General features: G+C 51.7%; 15 protein-coding genes. 8 read left to right on the forward strand and 7 right to left on the reverse strand.

All coding sequences use genetic code 11. The features are described from left to right. Window positions 1-19: 19 nt before the first annotated feature. Window positions 20-1,447, forward strand: a complete 1,428-nt coding sequence (locus AB1483_02365; protein MEW6411298.1) for an MFS transporter — start codon at window positions 20-22, stop codon at window positions 1,445-1,447. A 27-nt stretch (window positions 1,448-1,474) separates the two neighbouring features. Next, window positions 1,475-1,678: a hypothetical protein gene (locus AB1483_02370; GenBank protein ID MEW6411299.1), complete on the forward strand. Its 204-nt coding sequence runs from the start codon at window positions 1,475-1,477 to the stop codon at window positions 1,676-1,678. Window positions 1,679-1,734: 56 nt separating this feature from the next. On the opposite strand, the gene AB1483_02375 is transcribed toward AB1483_02370, so the two are convergent. The 7 genes from AB1483_02375 to AB1483_02405 form a co-directional block, all read right to left on the reverse strand. After that, a complete protein-coding gene (locus AB1483_02375) occupies window positions 1,735-2,361 on the reverse strand; it encodes a chromophore lyase CpcT/CpeT (GenBank protein MEW6411300.1) in 627 nt (208 codons plus the stop codon). A gap of 142 nt (window positions 2,362-2,503) precedes the next feature. Beyond that, on the reverse strand, window positions 2,504-3,778 hold the full coding sequence (locus AB1483_02380; GenBank protein MEW6411301.1) for an MBL fold metallo-hydrolase: 1,275 nt from the start codon (window positions 3,776-3,778) through the stop codon (window positions 2,504-2,506). Window positions 3,779-3,980: 202 nt separating this feature from the next. Beyond that, window positions 3,981-4,955, reverse strand: coding sequence for a DUF523 and DUF1722 domain-containing protein (locus AB1483_02385; protein MEW6411302.1), 975 nt, complete (start codon window positions 4,953-4,955; stop codon window positions 3,981-3,983). Window positions 4,956-5,000: 45 nt separating this feature from the next. Then, entirely contained in the window at window positions 5,001-5,924 is a 924-nt protein-coding gene (locus tag AB1483_02390; protein ID MEW6411303.1) for an NAD(P)H-binding protein, read from the reverse strand. Continuing rightward, on the reverse strand, window positions 5,921-6,415 hold the full coding sequence (locus tag AB1483_02395) for an SRPBCC family protein (GenBank protein ID MEW6411304.1): 495 nt from the start codon (window positions 6,413-6,415) through the stop codon (window positions 5,921-5,923). The genes AB1483_02390 and AB1483_02395 overlap by 4 nt, the downstream gene beginning before the upstream one ends. Before the next feature lie 11 nt (window positions 6,416-6,426). Continuing rightward, the gene (locus tag AB1483_02400) at window positions 6,427-7,785 is read right to left on the reverse strand and encodes a deoxyribodipyrimidine photo-lyase (GenBank protein MEW6411305.1); all 1,359 of its coding nucleotides are present in this window, start codon (window positions 7,783-7,785) and stop codon (window positions 6,427-6,429) included. Window positions 7,786-7,815: 30 nt separating this feature from the next. Then, a complete protein-coding gene (locus AB1483_02405; protein MEW6411306.1) occupies window positions 7,816-8,754 on the reverse strand; it encodes a MerR family transcriptional regulator in 939 nt (312 codons plus the stop codon). Between the two features lie 263 nt (window positions 8,755-9,017). Between AB1483_02405 and AB1483_02410 the strand changes: the two genes are divergently transcribed. The 6 genes from AB1483_02410 to AB1483_02435 all read left to right on the forward strand — a co-directional run bounded on the left by AB1483_02410 (window position 9,018) and on the right by AB1483_02435 (window position 16,176). Continuing rightward, window positions 9,018-9,239 (forward strand): DUF378 domain-containing protein, encoded by a 222-nt coding sequence (locus tag AB1483_02410; GenBank protein MEW6411307.1) that lies wholly within the window; start codon window positions 9,018-9,020, stop codon window positions 9,237-9,239. Between the two features lie 56 nt (window positions 9,240-9,295). Continuing rightward, window positions 9,296-10,003 (forward strand): DUF4397 domain-containing protein, encoded by a 708-nt coding sequence (locus AB1483_02415; protein MEW6411308.1) that lies wholly within the window; start codon window positions 9,296-9,298, stop codon window positions 10,001-10,003. Window positions 10,004-10,230: 227 nt separating this feature from the next. Then, window positions 10,231-11,100 (forward strand): GNAT family N-acetyltransferase, encoded by an 870-nt coding sequence (locus AB1483_02420; GenBank protein ID MEW6411309.1) that lies wholly within the window; start codon window positions 10,231-10,233, stop codon window positions 11,098-11,100. Window positions 11,101-11,221: 121 nt separating this feature from the next. Continuing rightward, window positions 11,222-12,334, forward strand: a complete 1,113-nt coding sequence (locus AB1483_02425) for a metallophosphoesterase (GenBank protein ID MEW6411310.1) — start codon at window positions 11,222-11,224, stop codon at window positions 12,332-12,334. A 385-nt stretch (window positions 12,335-12,719) separates the two neighbouring features. After that, a complete protein-coding gene (locus AB1483_02430) occupies window positions 12,720-15,002 on the forward strand; it encodes a carbohydrate binding family 9 domain-containing protein (protein MEW6411311.1) in 2,283 nt (760 codons plus the stop codon). Window positions 15,003-15,141: 139 nt separating this feature from the next. Then, window positions 15,142-16,176: a hypothetical protein gene (locus AB1483_02435; GenBank protein MEW6411312.1), complete on the forward strand. Its 1,035-nt coding sequence runs from the start codon at window positions 15,142-15,144 to the stop codon at window positions 16,174-16,176. The last annotated feature ends 23 nt before the right edge of the window (window positions 16,177-16,199 follow it).

A 16,199-nucleotide genomic window follows, 5' to 3' on the forward strand; every position in this document is an offset into this window, starting at 1 on the left:
GGTTTGGCAGAGGCCTCAAATGATTGTCAACGGAAGCGGAGCCGGCACAAGTTCTTCCGGCACCCCCAAGCCCAATAGTCGCTTACAACTGCGGTACGTTTCTCGCGAGGCGGCATATGCGCAGGTTTTCATATCTCTGACCGGGGGTGCATTTCTTACCGGTCTGGCGCTGTTTCTTGGCGCCTCGGATTTCGAAATAGGTCTCGTGACGGCATTGCCTTTTATCGCTCAGATCGCACAACTTCTTTCTCCCTGGCTGATGCCATTTCTGGGTGGACGCAAAGGCATCACGGTCCTGGGTCTTACAATAGGTCGCTTGGTTTGGTTGCCGCTAATACCCGCCCTGTTTTTTCCGGGGGCGTGGCGTTTGTATCTTCTGTTCGCGGTTCTTCTGGTTTCGAGTATTGCGACTATGGCAGCAACGCCGTCGTGGTTTTCCTGGATGGCTGATATTGTCCCGCGCAGAATTCGGGGGAGATTCTTCGGGACGCGAAGCGCCGTGATCGCGATCTCAACTCTCATAGCCACAGTGGGTGGGAGTGTCGCTCTGGATCTGTTTGTGGTTCGCGACAAGGATGCTTCGGGCTATGGTCTTTTGTTGGCCCTCGCTTTGATGACCGGTTTCTGGGCATTGCGGGTAATGAAGCGATTGCCCGATTCCAGCAAACCGATCGAGCCCTCAAGATACGATCTCCAGGAGATGCTTCGGCCGCTGTCCGATAAAAAATTTCGAAGCCTTCTCAAGGTCTTTTTCTCCTGGAATCTCTCCATCGGTCTGTCGGCCGGCTTTTTTGCTCCCCACATGCTGCTCAATCTCAAAATGAGTTTTTTCCAGATTGGACTTTATTCGGCGGCCGCGACTATCGTGGCCATCGCGACCAACCGTCCTTGGGGAAAGGTAATTGACCGTTTCGGGCCCCGAGCTGTTCTGACTGCCTGCGCGGCTGGCATAAGTATGATACCGCTCATCTGGCTTTTCCCCAGGGCAGATTATCTGTGGGTGCTGATTCCGGAAGCGATATACTCGGGTTTGTGCTGGACCGGCTTCAACCTGGCCGCGTTTACGATCCCGCTCGACAAGAGTCCGAGGGAAAAGCGTCCGGCATATCTGGCCATGTTCGCGGTGGTGACCGGCATTGCCTTTTTCATAGGTTCTGTATTGGCCGGATTCATTGCCGACGTTTATGCCGAGATGGCTATAGTCGTTGGGGCACAGGTACTGGTCAACTACCACATACTGTTTGTGGTATCGGCGATAATGAGAATGCTTACAGCCGCCATGCTGGCCTCGCTGAGGGGACCGGCCGAAGTCCGGTTGCCGGTAATGATTCAGCTTATGGGATATGCTGTTTTGAAACGTATGTCTATAAGCCGTCAGCTCGTGCCATTTGCGATAGATGACGGTTCCGATGATGATGCGGATAATACACAAAATAACCATACGTAAGAGAATATCGAACGAGGAGATTCAACAATGAAACAGGAACTGCGGATGTTCAAGTGTCCCAGATGCGGTTCCCGTAACCTTCAGGTTGCCGATTCAACCAGCGACCGTGAGACACTGATATGCTGTCTGGACTGTGACGCTACCTTCGAAAGACATCAGAAAGGAAAAGAAAGACGCAAATCAAAACATGACTACGATGACGATTACGGCTCGCAGGGCAAGCGCCGTTAGCATTATCGTGCGTTGATGGAGTTGGACGATCGCTTCGCCGATCGAAGGTTCAGTCGCTATCGTATCTTCTTGAAAATATAGCCGCCGGTTCGGGCGCCCCAGACCTGGTTGCCTTCAGCGTCAAAGCCGCGGTCCCAGCTGTAAAGCGCCGACTCGGTGATCTTCACCTCCGAAGTGGCATAGGAGGCTCCACGCAGATCGCTCTCGCAGTCGGTGTCTCGGGTGCTTCCCACGAAAGCCGTTTCGTTTTCGAGTTGAAGGTAAATAGAGCAGCCCGCCCTTTCGGTCAATGAATCCGGAGAAAGAACGTTGAGACGGAACGGTTCTTTCCAGGCGCCGGCGAAGCGGAGCGGCTCCTCGAAAGTGTATACTTCGGAAACAAAGGTACCGTCGTACCGCAGGACAAGGTGATAGATTCTCTGACGATACGGCTCATCGAGATTGGTCGCTGCGGCCTGCTCAACATAGAGCCAGGCGCCGTCTTCACGATCGGGCCAGATCGGCACCATGTGCAGTCGAATGTCATAGAAATTGGAATCGGCGAGAGACTGTTCGCGGCTGCTGAAAGAGCCGGTCATCCATTCAACGAGTTGCTCCAACCGGAAATCTTCCGACTCCTGCGCCTGTGGTATAGAACCTGCAAGCAGCAGAGAGCAAAACAGCAGAGACAACATTGTCCTCATAATTTAGCCATTACTCCTTTCGGGTAGATCTCATCTGTCATGAGATACAAAGGTAAGGAATCCCGGCGGCGGTGCAAGTCGAATTTTGACCGCCGCATCGGGACGCGTCCAGGCGCAGGTCATTAGAGTAACTGAATATCTCTCAACGCAATGTCTTGAGCACCTCGGTGGCGTTCGTGTTATCGGGGTTGAGCTCGAGTGATTTTTCGTAATTGACTATGGACTGAGCCGTGTCACCCGCGAGCAGCAGCGCCTCGCCGTAACTATCGTACACGTTGAACGACTGAGGATAGGCCTGAACGTTCAACTTGAAGATCTCTATGGCATCATTTATTCGCTGACGCATAAGCAACTGGTATCCGAGTACGTTAAGGTGAGCTTCACCGAAATCGTATTTGTCCGGCTCTGTAGATTTCAGGCGCGAATAACATTCTATCGCGTCATCGATCGTTCCGTCGGCAAGCGCTTTCGTGACTGGCGCGCAGATTGATGGCTTACCGTCCGTCCATCCCGATTCCTCGGCATACACTGTTTGTGTCCAAGCCGCCAGGCTGGTGGTGGGGAACGTGCCGTTGAAGGAGGACCAATCCGCGAGAACACTGTCGTCAAGCATCTGCTGAAGTGTTTTGCCTTCGGCAATGGCTTGCCGTACCGCGCCTACGGTGCCGGTCAGCATATCATAGTACTCCCGAAGATCCGCTTTGGTGTAGTTGCGACCGTGACCCGGGACGAAAACGACATCATCGGGAAAGTCATCCATGAATTTCTTTATCTGCGTCACATATCCCGTCACGGTTCCGCGAGCCGGCAGGTCCACGTAAGGGATTTCGTCGGAAAAGAACAAGTCGCCCGCGGCGACAACTTTTGAGCCAACGAAGTAAACATAAGCGTCACCGTCGGTGTGGCAACCGGCCGTATGCACCACGCGGATCTCTTCGCCGTTGAACTGAAGCGACAGGGAATCATAGAATCCGATGTTCGGACGATCGGGGCTGGGTGTTCCTCCGAGATTGAAGAACTTGCCATTGAGCCTGTCCAGAACGCCGGCATGGGCAAGCGTTACGGCGCGATCGGCAAAGAAGTGATTCCCGGGTACATGGTCACCGTGGTAATGGGTATTGATGATCAGTTTCAGATTGCCATTACCGAGTGTTTTTATGGTGTCCGATAATTTCTGGCCGGTAGAAACGAAACCGGCGTCCACCATAAGAATGCCATCCGGGCCCACCGAAGTGACAAGGTTGGTGCCGTAGGGAGGCAGGTTGAATTCAGGGCCTCCCACGGTGGTGATGATGTACATTCTATCGGTCAGTTGTGAGATTCTGACAGGATCGATGATTTGTTGAGAGGCAGTCTGTCCGAAAACGCAGCAGGCAAGCGACCATATCAATAGCAGCGGTAAAACGGAGCGCTTCATAAGCTGGAATTCCTTTCTCGATGACGGTTGAGTGAGTCTGCCGGCCGGCAGCCTGAAGCCGGCCGCAGAGCCACGAAATTTGGTGTCTGGCTTATTGACGCTGGAACTTCAGGATGCGTTCAAACAAGATGCTGTGGTGTCAAAGTGGAGTGGACGGCCCCTGCTGTCATGACAACTGACTGTGCGGCAAAGGGTTGTGACGTCAAACGTGATTTCGGAGCATCATCTCTTTGGGGTGCGGGTTGAGGTAAATCTGGTCGGTCAGGTATTCGATTTGGAATTTTTCAACGAAATGTCTCAACAGAGTAATGGGGACAATCAGCGGGACAAGCTGTTTGTGGTAGTCCTCGATTACCTGGTGGAGTCTTTGCCTGTCATCGTTGTCAGCGACATTTTTTATAAACCCGGCCATATGCATAAGCACATTTGTGTTCTTGGCGGTAGTTGACTTGAATTTAAGCCCTTCCAGGAACAGAGCGCTGTACTGATCGCAAAAATCTGATGGAGTCATGTGCTTGACCGAGGCCACAAGTTTTCCGAGCAACTGATAATGTTTCGGGCTGTGAGCCAGAAGAAGATATTTGTGTATGGTATGAAACCTGACCACATCGGCTCTCTTGTAGCCATTGGAGAAAAGACTCTGCAGGCGGCTATAGGCGAAGACTCTGATTATAAAGTTCTCCCGCAAGACCGCATCGTTGAGCCTACCCTCCTCTTCCACAGGCAGTAGAGGATGGCGCTCCAGCAGGTGGCGGGCGTAAAGACCGATTGTGCGTTGGTCGGTTGCCTTACCGTCGAGAGTGTACAATTTCACCCTTTCCATTCCGCAACTTGGGGATTTAGCTTTGAGGATGTAGCCGGACAGCCTGTACTTTTCTATCTGTCTTGCTTTTCTGGCGCTGTACTGATTCATAGCCTGCGTCCAGTCCTTGCCGGTGCGGCCGCCAACCATTCTGGGGGCATCGGGTATTCCCGCCAGATGCACCGCCTCGCGTGGCACGCCCATGCCAATGTCCACTTCCGGACAGATGGGAATGAATTCAAAATATTCGCCGAGAAGATCGGTGATGAAGCGGTCTCGTTTGTGCCCGCCATCGAACCGCACCTTCTGGCCAAGAAGACAGGTGCTGATACCGATTCGGATGGGAGCGTCTTTCTTGCCTCTTATTCTCGCCATAATTCTATTCCACCCTTGTAGTGTCGAAACAAATAGCGATGCGACTCAAGCCGTGACCCCGGTGTTTATGCCCAGAGACTGAAGGTCTTCTTTTTCAAGTGCCGCGCGAGCAGCCTGTTTGAAATTCATCGGGGTGACATGAAAAATACGGCGCGCCAGATCGTCTGAGCAGACGGTTTCACTTCTTACCGATTCGATCAACGCTCTCGCCAGAGAGGCCTCTATCGGCGTTACGAGATTCACCCAGTGAGACGACAGCCAGGGTGTAAGGACCGGCACCGGGATGATAAGACGTTTCAGGCCGAGAATGCGCGCGACATCTATCAGCATCTGACGGTAGCTGAGGATATCGGCTCCGCCGATGTCGATTGTTCGGCCGAGGGCGTCAGGCAATGTCAGACTGCTGGCAACGTAATCAAGCACATCGGCTATCGCTATCGGTTGAGTTTTGACCTGCACCCATCTGGGACAGATCATGATCGGTAGTTTTTGAACGAGATGCTTGATCATCTCAAATGACGCCGACCCGCTCCCCACGATAACGGCCGCCCGAAGTTCGGTGACCGCAATTTCGCTTGAACGGAGTATATCGCCAACGCGGTGACGGCTGCGAAGATGGGGTGTCTGCAGATCGGTTCGCTCACCGAGGGCTCCAAGATAAACGATTTGCTTAATGCCGTAATGCCGCGCCACCTCGGCGACATTAGTCGCAATCTGCATATCCGTCTGCTCGAAATTTTTGTCGGGGCTGCGCATGGAGTGGATGAGATACACGACCTTCTCGACACCGCCCATCGCCCTCATCAAAGCATCAATATCGAGCGCATTCCCGGCAAAAACTTCGTTCCTGTTACCGGTAAGGCTTCCGGGGTCGCGTACCATGCACCGCACATTATGGCCCCTCGTTAAAAGGTACGGGACCAGTCTTTGTCCCACATATCCCGATGCTCCCAGAACAAGTACTTTCATGAAGCCTTTACCTTTTTGTCTGCCGTATCGGCGCCCGCCTCACGCGACGAACTGCTACGGAATATCGCTTCAATTGCCTTCGCACGAAAGTCAAAAATGTAGTCCAGCTGTCGCCTCACCCAAAACCGACGGACCAGCCTTCCGATCCACCCCAATGGCAGGGCGTAGCGAACCTCGTCGCGCATTATCGTTCCCTGCGTTGTCTTTTCGAAAGTGTGAGTGTGGTGCCAGTAGCTGTATGGCCCCTTAAGGGCAACATCGGTGAATCTGTGAGGGGGATCGTAACTTGTGATTAGAGTGGTCCATCTTATGGGAAAGCCCATCGGGCGGATAGTATAGTCCAGAACCGCTCCGGGGTGCATGGGAATTGGTCCGGGAGTCAGAATTACAAAGCCGACTGAGGATGGGGTTATTTTCTCGAGATTTTCCGGGCGCTCGAAGAACGAGAACGCCTCCTCAATGGGCCGCGCTATTATTTGTTCGCGTCTCAAAGTATATATTTTCACCCGGCAGCCCCCGTTTTGTGGCGGTTTATATACGTAACTATGTCAAATTTGCGGTTTGCTCCGCTGTAGCTCATGTAGCGTACCTTGCCGAAAATCTCGTGCTCGAACCACGGGCGGTCATGTACGCCACCTATCGACCACGCAATTCCAGTGTAACCGTTGGGGTCGCAGCCGTCAAGCTCATATTTGTCGTTTAGGTAGATAGCGGTATCCAGGGCCTTCTCGGGCGAGATGGTCCACTCAAGAATCTTTTTGGCCCAGTACATACGCATGTAACCGTGCATCTTGCCGCGCGTTACCATCTCTGTCTGTGCCGCGTTCCACAGTTCATCATGGGTTTGTGCCCGCTCCAATTGATTGGGCGAGTAGAGGTAGGGGCGTGGATCCGACCGGTGTTCATCGAGAGATCCTCTGGCCCAGGCCGGGAAACCTGCGAAAGAGTCATAAGACTCATTGTAAAGACAGAAATTGTCGGCAAGCTCACGCCGAACAATGAGCTCCTCCAAAAAGGCCTCTTGCGATTTTATGTCTGTGGCGCGCAATTGTGTCTCGATAGCGACCCGCTGGGAGGATATTTGACCGAAGTGCAGGTAGGGGGAAAGATCCGATTGAACTTTCATCGAGGCATCGTTCCGATACTGATGATAATCGGGTAGCCTTTTTTTCAGGAATGTGTTCAGGGTCGCTTTGGCCCTTTTTTCTCCCGGCAGCGATACAGGATCCGACAGAGCACTGTCGTATGCCGGTGTGAGTCCCCGCGATAGTCGCGGCACGGGTGTGCTCACGGCATACGGATGTTTTTTTAACTGCGGGAACCCGGTGAGAAGCTCTTTGATGTGCCGATTGATTTTAGGGCGAAAAGTATAGGCCGCATACTCCTGCTTCGGTGAGGCTATCCAGGCCGGGACAATGTTGTGTGCGTCCACTTCATATAAGGGCAGCACTGCTTTATCGGCAAGAGACGATTTCCAGGCGCGACTTTCACGCAGGGGTGAAAAATCGGTGACCAGCAGACCCGGCTGAATCATGCCGATCAATTTCAATAATTCGGAAGGTTTATCAACGTCTGATAGGAAAAATGTGATGTTCAGTTTCTGAAGTTCGGTTTCAACCTGCTTGAGACCCTCGAGTGAGAAAGCGAGTTGTCGCCGGCTTATTCTGGGATAATCGAGCTTGGGAGCGCCAATTACTATCATGGGGCGCTTCAAATCAAGGGCACGTTGTTGCGCAAATAGGAGTGCCCAATTGTCGGTAACCCTCTGGTCGCGACACATTAAGCAGGCAACCGGTCCTTCTGCCGGGGGAGCCTCTCTGAGCGCCCGAACTCTTCTTTCATCAATTCGCAACTGATTCATGATCTATCTCTTTATGTCTGTAAATACCACTCAATGAAAAACCTTCCTGCTTTCTCTTAGTTCAATTAGCCGCCGACGAAAGTCCGCCAGATCGGTGACCGTGACGGCGCCAATCTCATCAAGCACCGGCTTGAGGGCATTGGAGGCTCTGCCCCCGGCTATCAGGCTTACGTTATCAGGCAATAAACGACGGAGTTTTTTTAGTTCCAGCAAAAGGCGAGGGTCATCGCCGGGATAGACTACACTCAGCGCCACGGCACTGGCTTGTTTCTGCTTGACCGATGATGCAATCTCCTCGGCGGGCAAATCCGGACCCAGATAAAGCGAGCGCCATCCGAGCGATGTTGCCATCACCGAGGCGATCAGCGCCCCCAGCTCGTGGTGCTGACCGGATGGTGTGGTGGTCAGTAGCAGGGGAGAACGACGGTCACTCTTTTGCGAGAGCACCATGCTGCCAAGCAAAGATCGTATAACCGATGATGCCAGATGTTCGTGCGCTATTTTGAGATCGCCGCTAAACCACGACTCGCCCGTCCTTTCCAATAAAGGGGCAAGTACCTTTTCCAGGAAAGCCGCTTGTCCGAGGTCAGTAGAAGCGGCAAGCAAGGTTGTCTCCAGAGAAGCCGAGTCAAAATCAAAAATGGCACGCTGACCGGCGTTGATATAGTCATCGGCCGATTTCTCGTTTGGCATTCCAATGGCAGGCGTCTGCGTCAGCGGTCCGTTACTATCGAGCAATTCCGAAAGTTCCTCGTCGGTCAATCGCGCTACCTGGCTGATAGTTTCACCCGCGGCGGTCGCTTGTCTCAACAAAGATAAACGAAGAATATCGCTGTCGGTGTACAACCTTCTGCCCGATTCGGTTCGATCCGGCGTCACCGCCCCATACCTTCGCTCCCACATCCTTATTAATTGTGGGGAGAGGCCCGTTTTTTTCGCAACCACTCTTATTGTGTGTTTATGTTCCATCGAACTCTCTGCCCTATGTTAATATTTTGTTTAACTTATCAACATCTGAAATGTCTAATTTGTTTCCATAATATCAACTTTTTAATAGTCGGCCGGTATCTTTGGACAGATAGAACCTGTTGTTGTATAGTCGTTTGCGCCTACGCGAGCCGTCGCGCCCCCAAAAACATACAAAATTTATACAAAAATGGAACAAATTTGGTACGGTTTCTGGTTGTATAGTCTAAACAAAACGAGAAACCTAAGAACAAAGGAGAAATGAAATGAAGAGTATGGATGTAATCGTAGCAGTGCTGCTGGTAGTCGGCGGTTTGAATTGGGGACTGGTTGGGATCTTGAAATTTGATCTGGTGGCGACCATTTTTGGCAGCGGTTCACTCCTTGCGAATATTGTCTACTCGTTGGTCGGTATTTCAGCTCTTTACCAGGCGATGCAGTGGAAGGCTATCCAGCGCCGCTGGATGCCGTCCGCTTCCAGAGCTTAATCGGTTCGAATGACAAAACCAAGGTAGTAAACAAACAAGAAGAATAGGAGATAACAATGAGAAAACACTTACGCCATTTGCCCCTGGTTGGGATGCTGCTAGCTGTCCCTATATTAACCGTCTCGTGCAGTGACGACGACGACAGCAATCCGGTGCTCAGCACCCCCGCGCCGACTGCCAATGTCATTATAGTCCACGCGTCGCCCGATGCTCCCGGGGTTGATATCGTGGTCGACAATGGAGCCCCGGCGGTTGAGGATTTGGAGTTTCTACAGAATACCGGTTACGTGGCCTTGAATTCAGGTACACGAAACGTGAAAGTCAACGTTGCTAATTCCACTACGACTGTGATCAACGCCGACTTGAACCTCAGCCCTAATGTCAACTACTCGGTTTTCGCAGTCAACTCGGTGGCAAACATTGAGCCGCTGGTTCTGGTGGATGATCTCTCGGCGCCTGCCGCAGGCAAAGCACATGTGCGTTTCGTACATCTTTCGCCCGATGCTCCGTCGGTTGATGTTGCTTTAGCCGGTGGCGGAGCGGTGGTTTTCGGCAATGTCGCGTTTAAGGAGTTTCTTGGCTTCACACCGCTTGATGCCGGTACCTACAACCTTGAGGTGCGTGTGGCCGGTACCGCGACTGTCGCTCTACCCCTGCCGGGTATAACCCTCCAGGCAGGTAAGATATACACCGTCTTTGCCAAAGGCTTCTTGTCCGGAACCGGTTCCCAGGCCCTCGGTGCGGAGATAATTGTCAACAACTAAACAACGATACACAAGAGTCCGCAACCCCTTTGACCATTTGACCAACCGCAATTCGACGGTCGGTTCGAAAGAACCGGCCGTCGTTTTCTTTTTTCGTTAACATCGGTATCTCTATTTTCCACAGGCCAGAGTAACCGAGCCAGCTGATTCAGTAAACAGAACAATTCCGTCGGTTTTTCGTCTAATAAACCATAGACTGAGATAATCCAACCCGCAGGGAGATATCAATGACCTGTCATTGTGAATTTTTGTCCGAAGAGAAGTTTCCGCAGATTGCCGGAACCTTCGATGAGGCCTTTGCCGACTATTATCAGAAATCCACACGCAAGGCCGAAACGTGGCTATTTAATCGCGCGGCAAAGAACGGTGTGGAATGGGATTACAGCGTGGGGGCGTTCGATGGCGAGAGAATGGTTGGGATCACGCTGATTGGGATCAGTGAGTGGATGGGAAAGCTCGCGGCTTTCGATGCCGGCACCGGCATTGTGCCGGATTATCGCGGTCGTGGTCTCGCCGCCGAGATGTTCCAACTGGCTGTGCCGAAACTAAAGCAACGGGGAGTGACAAAATTCCTTCTTGAGGTTCTTCAGGTCAACGAACCGGCCATCAAAGCGTATCAGAAAAGCGGCTTTAAAATCACACGTGAGTTCGATTGTCTGGGTCTGAAGAAGGAGACATTTTCGGTAGAGGCCAATCCGAAACTGTCTGTTGAGATAAAGCCGTTGCGCAAAGACCGGGTGGCGCAACTGGCGCCATTCGCCGACTGGCAGCCATCGTGGGAGAACATGTTCAGTTCGATAGAGAGAATTCCCGACGATGTTGTCATAAACGGGGCGTTTCTGGACGGTGAGTTAGTCGGGGCGATTGGCTATTATCCTCTACTGAATTGGATTGTGACGCTGGTGGTCAAACCCGAATACCGTAGACAGGGGACAGCCACCTACCTGCTCAAAGATTTTGTCGACAACTTTGACCGCGATATCGCCCAGATAAATCTTGTCAATGTTGATCGTTCCGATAGCGGCATGCTGGCCTTTCTTGAGAGGATGGGATTTGAGAGCTTCACCTCGCAGTATGAGATGGAGCTGGAGTTGTGACCTAAGAGATTAGCCCGGGAAGTTTCCGGTTCTCCGTGCCATTGCCAATCAATTTCTTGTTGATGAACCCTGGCGCTGTCATTAAGTTGTGCCAGGGTTTCTTCATCGCGGAGGTAGTGTCATGAAAGCCTTTACTTGTTTTCTCGCATCAGTCGTCTTAGCACTTACATCGGGCGTTTTCGCAGACGACAACAGCGACTCTACAATTCCTAATTTCAACGATGGTCCCCACGTGTACTGGCACGACGATTCCACTGTCACCATACTCTATTATTGTAACGAAACGGTCGACAGCCAGACAGTAACTATCGGAACGGCGCTGAGCTTCGGCGGTTTTTGCGATGATTCCCTTACGGAGTACCTGATTACCACCGGAGACAGACCGGCGGAGACGCAAATTGTTGAGGGAGCTTCAAGAATTATGGCTCTGAGCGACATTCATGGCGAATATGAGTATCTCGTTGATATCCTTCAAAAGAGCGGTGCCATCGATGAGAACCTTCGCTGGAGTTGGGGAGATGGTCACCTGGTTATCGATGGCGACATATTCGATCGCGGCGATATGGTCACGGAATGTCTGTGGCTGGTTTATGGCCTTCAGCAGCAGGCGAGAGCGGCGGAGGGCGAAGTGCACTTTGTTCTGGGCAATCATGAGTTGATGGTGATGCGCGGCGACAACAGATATGTAAATGATAAGTACATCGAGGGAATCTGTCGCAAGACGAGAATCAAACACGAAGACCTCTTCGGACCCGACATGGAACTCGGGCGATGGCTCCGGCGGCAGCCCACTCTGCTCAAAATAAACGACATACTTTTCGTGCACGGAGGCATATCACCCTCGCTATTGAATCGCAGTCTGGATATTGCGGCTATTAATGATGAGACCTGTCGCGGTTTCGATCTACGCTCCTCACAGTTGGCTTTCGACCAACCGGCTCGGTTCCTTTTCGGCGGCGAAGGCCCCTTTTGGTACCGTGGTTTTCATTACGCAATGGATGATGATTACGCGATGGCTACTCCTGACGGAATTGACAGCATCCTCTCCTATTTTGGTGTTTCAGCCGTTGTTGTCGGGCACACTCAGGTTGACAGCGTCATGGGGCTATTTGAAAACCGCGTGTTTGCTATAGATGTACCTTTTGAGGATATTTATTCGCTTGAAGCCCTGCTTTGGGAGGATGGGAAATTCTTCCGGGTGAGCGGTTCGGGTGAAAAGATGTTGCTAAAATAGGCTTCTCCTCAGAAATCTCTCCAATATCTTTTTTTTCAGGCAAAATTCCGGCTGGCTTTGCTTTGATCGTCATCTGGACTAAGTTGTGATATTACAATGCCTTAATCAGTCCACGGCGGCTGCCTGTTCTTTTGTGCTTTGACGGCACAAATTGTGGTAAATCCCGACTGTATAAATCGATTTTTTGTAACTTGCCGGAACTTTACCCGTATATCTGAACTGACACGACCCCGGGGTCAACACCTGGCAAAGAAATTTGCTTCGAGCGGAGAGAACCAGGACATAGTCCTGGCGACAAATTGCGGTTGAACTGTCAGGAGAAAAGGCCGGAAGAACCAATAAAGGTTAGTTGGGTGATAGAAGGCCATAAAGTTAAGGGGTCCAAATGAAAAGCACATCAATCAGTTCGAAGATCCTTAGTGGTCTTCTCATAATAGCGGCGGGTGTGCTGCTGATCAACACCTCCGCCGTGGCAACGAAAACTTTCGAGCCCGTCTTCAGTCCGTCACTCGATGCGGTAAAGACGACCGTTGCCATCAGCATCGATGGCCAGCTCAACGATTCCGGTTGGCTCATGGCCGGACAGGCCGACAACTTCACCGAGCGTTCGCCCAACGATCTGGGGCAGCCCGATGTTGAGACCAAGGCCTATATAACTTATGACGAGAATAATCTGTACGTGGCTTTCATCTGTCTGGATGATCCGGCGTCGATTCGCGCCACCATGTGCCAGCGTGACCAGTTCGATAACGATGATGCTGTGGCGCTTCTTATCGATACTTATGGCGACGCTGCCTGGGCGTACGAATTTCTTGTGAATCCTTATGGAGTCCAGAAAGACCGGCTGTGGACGAGTGTCGCGGGCGAAGATTCCGGTTTCGATTTGATTTGGGAATCGGCGGCTCATGTTACCGACTCCGGCTATCAGGTCGAAATTGCCATTCCATTTTCGAGTCTTCGCTTTCCCAACAAGGATGTGCAGAGCTGGAAGGTGGACTTCTGGCGTGAACGTCCCCGCGAAAGCTTCAAACAGTACTCGTGGGCGGCCTATGACCGTAACGATCAGTGTTGGGTTTGTCAGTGGGGCACCGTGAACGGCATCAGTGACGTTCAGCCGGGCAAAGGCTTTGAAATCCTTCCGTCGGTAGTCGCCAACCAGACTGGCGCTCTGGTTGACCGCAACGATCCCAATTCCGATTTCGAGAATGAGAAGATTGACGGTGATATCGCCCTGAATGCCAAGTATTCGGTGTCCTCCGACGTCTCCCTTGAAGGAACACTGAACCCGGATTTCAGCCAGATTGAGGCCGACGCGGCGCAGATCGATGTCAACACGACTATCGCCCTGTTCTACCCCGAAAGACGGCCGTTCTTCCAGGAAGGGTCCGATATTTTCCGCACCCTGTTCAACTCGTTTTATACCAGGACGGTAAATGATCCAAAATTCGCGGCGAAATTGATCGGGCGTACGGACAAATACAATATCGGTTTCCTGACTGCTCTCGATGAAAATACGCCTTATATGATTCCGATGGAGGAAGGAAGCATTCTACTGAATACCGGCGAAAGCTATGTTAACGTTTTGCGCGGGTCCGGCACCGTAGGCGGTGACAGCCGGGTTGGTTTCCTCCTTGCCGACCGTCGTTTCGACAATGCCGGCTCCAACTCCGTATTGGCGTTTGACCACGATATAAGGCTCTCAAGAGCTCTCAGGTTCGATGGTCAGTATATTCTCACGCACACAGCGGAGCACGATGAAGCTGGCGAGACATCGGGGCTTGAAGGCATCACCATTGACAATGGCAATCACAGCATCGTGTTTGACGGTGAATCGTTTTATGGTAATGCCGTGATCTCCAGGTTGCGGCATAACTCCCGTCACCTGAATGTTCAAGTGACCTACGACCAGGTGAGTCCGACCTATCGAACCGAAGTTGGTTATGATCCACTTGCCAACGGCAGAAGGATACAGTATTTCACCGGTTACCACATTAGACCGGCTACGGGCCTGTTTCAGAGGATCACACCTCAGGTTTATATCATGAGGAAGTGGAACTACGATGGTCAGAGGAAGGATATCCTCACCAACTTCAGCCTTGACAACAGCCTCAGATACGCGCAATTGAATTTCGGCGCTGCCTATAATTTCGGTTCGCAAATGTGGGATGGAGTCGAGTTCGATAATTTGTGGCACGCGGAGTTTTATGTCAACGCTCAGCCGACCGATGCTGTCGGTCTGAACTTCAATATATCGCGGTCCAAGACAGTGGCCCTGTTCGCTCTGGCCAAGGGTGACGAAACCGGCGTCTTCGCGGCGCTCAGCCTCAAGCCTCTTGACAGGCTGACGATCGAGCCGACGCTCAACTATGCCAGAAGCACTCATGAGGAAACAGGTGAGGAACTTTACGACGGTTATATCACCAGAACCAGATTTCAGCTGCAGGCAAACAAGGAGCTTTCGGTTCGTCTGGTGGTGCAGTATAATGACTTCCGCCAGCGCTGGGATATTGACCCGCTTTTCACATACCGGCTGAGTTCATTCTCGGTATTCTATGTCGGTTCGACCTATGATTACGCGCAGTTCAACCCGGCGCAGGATGAAACCTCACAGTGGTCACTTACTTCGCGGCAGTTCTTCATGAAGCTGCAGTATCTGTTCCAGATTTAATGGTTTGTGTTGATATTGGTGGAGGCAGAAGGCCGGTGAGATTCTCACCGGCCTTTCCTTTGCAAGTGGTTTGACGCTGTGTCATCCTTTACATCTGCTCAGGTGTCATTGTAATTTAGAATCAGAAAAGGAGAGCAAGATGTACAGCGCAGTAATATCCCGAAGCTTCTTGTTTGGTTTAGTTGGCCTCTGTCTAATTTTCGTAGCCTGTCTTGAGCGTACAGAGTCTATCACAGTGGACCCTAACGGTAACACCACCATAAGGGCGGAATTCAACGGTAGGAAAAAGGCCTTCGACCCTCCGGTGGCGCTTCCGTTGGAGCCCGAGTGGACCATCTTAACAAGAAATCTGGACTCAGCCGATGTCGATGACATTCGCATGGAATTGGTGGCGGAAAAAACAGTACCTTATGGTGAGCTAATTCCGGATTCGTATGGTAGCAGCACCGATGATTCTCTCGGGGGAAATTTTCGCTTTCCCACTGAGGTGAAGATGTGGTCTAAAGACGGCCGTACCTACTATGAATTCCGACGCACCTATATTGCTCGAAAATACGCAGCTACCAACATAACGGGCGGGATCTTGTGGGATCAAGAACTTGAAAACCGTGTTCTCGAAGTGGGTATTTTCAGTGTCTCGGAGCAAGACCGTCAGGATTACCTCAACCAGTATACCGACGCTCTAGGTTATCTTCACTGGCGCCTGCTGTGGGAGACTATGGGCCGTCTCGTGCAGGACAATCAAGTCACGTTGGCAACAAAAGCAGAAGTTGAGCAGGCAGCGCTACGATATGTTGAGAGTATTGTCACACCGGTCAGGGTCCTTGGCATCCTGGGTAAGCCGGAGAATTCCATAGCTCCCGCGCTTGACAATCTGGAAACAGAAGTACATGATAGTTTTTACAGGATCTTCTCCGACATGGTCGGGGGGGACAAAACGACCGTGTTGCGGCAATTCAAAAGCAAATTTGCTGCTGTCATCCTCGACTATAATATTACTGAGTCGCTGGCCGGGCAGACTATATCGGTTACACTTGATCTGCCGGGGACCGTCATTGCGACCAATGGATGGGTTGACCCTGAAAAGCAAGGTGGTGTTGACTGGAACTTCAAAGGGGAAGATATATTTGACGCAGATGTGTCTCTTTACGCTCTTTCGGTTGTAGAACACTGAATGGTTTTGAAGAGTCGGAATCA

It is taken from the genome of Candidatus Zixiibacteriota bacterium, assembly GCA_040756055.1.
GTDB lineage: Bacteria > Zixibacteria > MSB-5A5 > GN15 > FEB-12.

Bases quoted from the DNA above. Each gene is read 5' to 3' on its own strand.
- AB1483_02400 (MEW6411305.1), bottom strand. From the start codon at position 7,785: ATGAATCAGTTGCGAATTGATGAAAGAAGAGTTCGGGCGCTCAGAGAG.
- AB1483_02410 (MEW6411307.1), top strand. From the start codon at position 9,018: ATGAAGAGTATGGATGTAATCGTAGCAGTGCTGCTGGTAGTCGGCGGT.
- AB1483_02390 (MEW6411303.1), bottom strand. From the start codon at position 5,924: ATGAAAGTACTTGTTCTGGGAGCATCGGGATATGTGGGACAAAGACTG.
- AB1483_02425 (MEW6411310.1), top strand. From the start codon at position 11,222: ATGAAAGCCTTTACTTGTTTTCTCGCATCAGTCGTCTTAGCACTTACA.
- AB1483_02430 (MEW6411311.1), top strand. From the start codon at position 12,720: ATGAAAAGCACATCAATCAGTTCGAAGATCCTTAGTGGTCTTCTCATA.
- AB1483_02385 (MEW6411302.1), bottom strand. From the start codon at position 4,955: ATGGCGAGAATAAGAGGCAAGAAAGACGCTCCCATCCGAATCGGTATC.
- AB1483_02380 (MEW6411301.1), bottom strand. From the start codon at position 3,778: ATGAAGCGCTCCGTTTTACCGCTGCTATTGATATGGTCGCTTGCCTGC.
- AB1483_02415 (MEW6411308.1), top strand. From the start codon at position 9,296: ATGAGAAAACACTTACGCCATTTGCCCCTGGTTGGGATGCTGCTAGCT.
- AB1483_02435 (MEW6411312.1), top strand. From the start codon at position 15,142: ATGTACAGCGCAGTAATATCCCGAAGCTTCTTGTTTGGTTTAGTTGGC.
- AB1483_02405 (MEW6411306.1), bottom strand. From the start codon at position 8,754: ATGGAACATAAACACACAATAAGAGTGGTTGCGAAAAAAACGGGCCTC.
- AB1483_02365 (MEW6411298.1), top strand. From the start codon at position 20: ATGATTGTCAACGGAAGCGGAGCCGGCACAAGTTCTTCCGGCACCCCC.
- AB1483_02370 (MEW6411299.1), top strand. From the start codon at position 1,475: ATGAAACAGGAACTGCGGATGTTCAAGTGTCCCAGATGCGGTTCCCGT.
- AB1483_02375 (MEW6411300.1), bottom strand. From the start codon at position 2,361: ATGAGGACAATGTTGTCTCTGCTGTTTTGCTCTCTGCTGCTTGCAGGT.
- AB1483_02420 (MEW6411309.1), top strand. From the start codon at position 10,231: ATGACCTGTCATTGTGAATTTTTGTCCGAAGAGAAGTTTCCGCAGATT.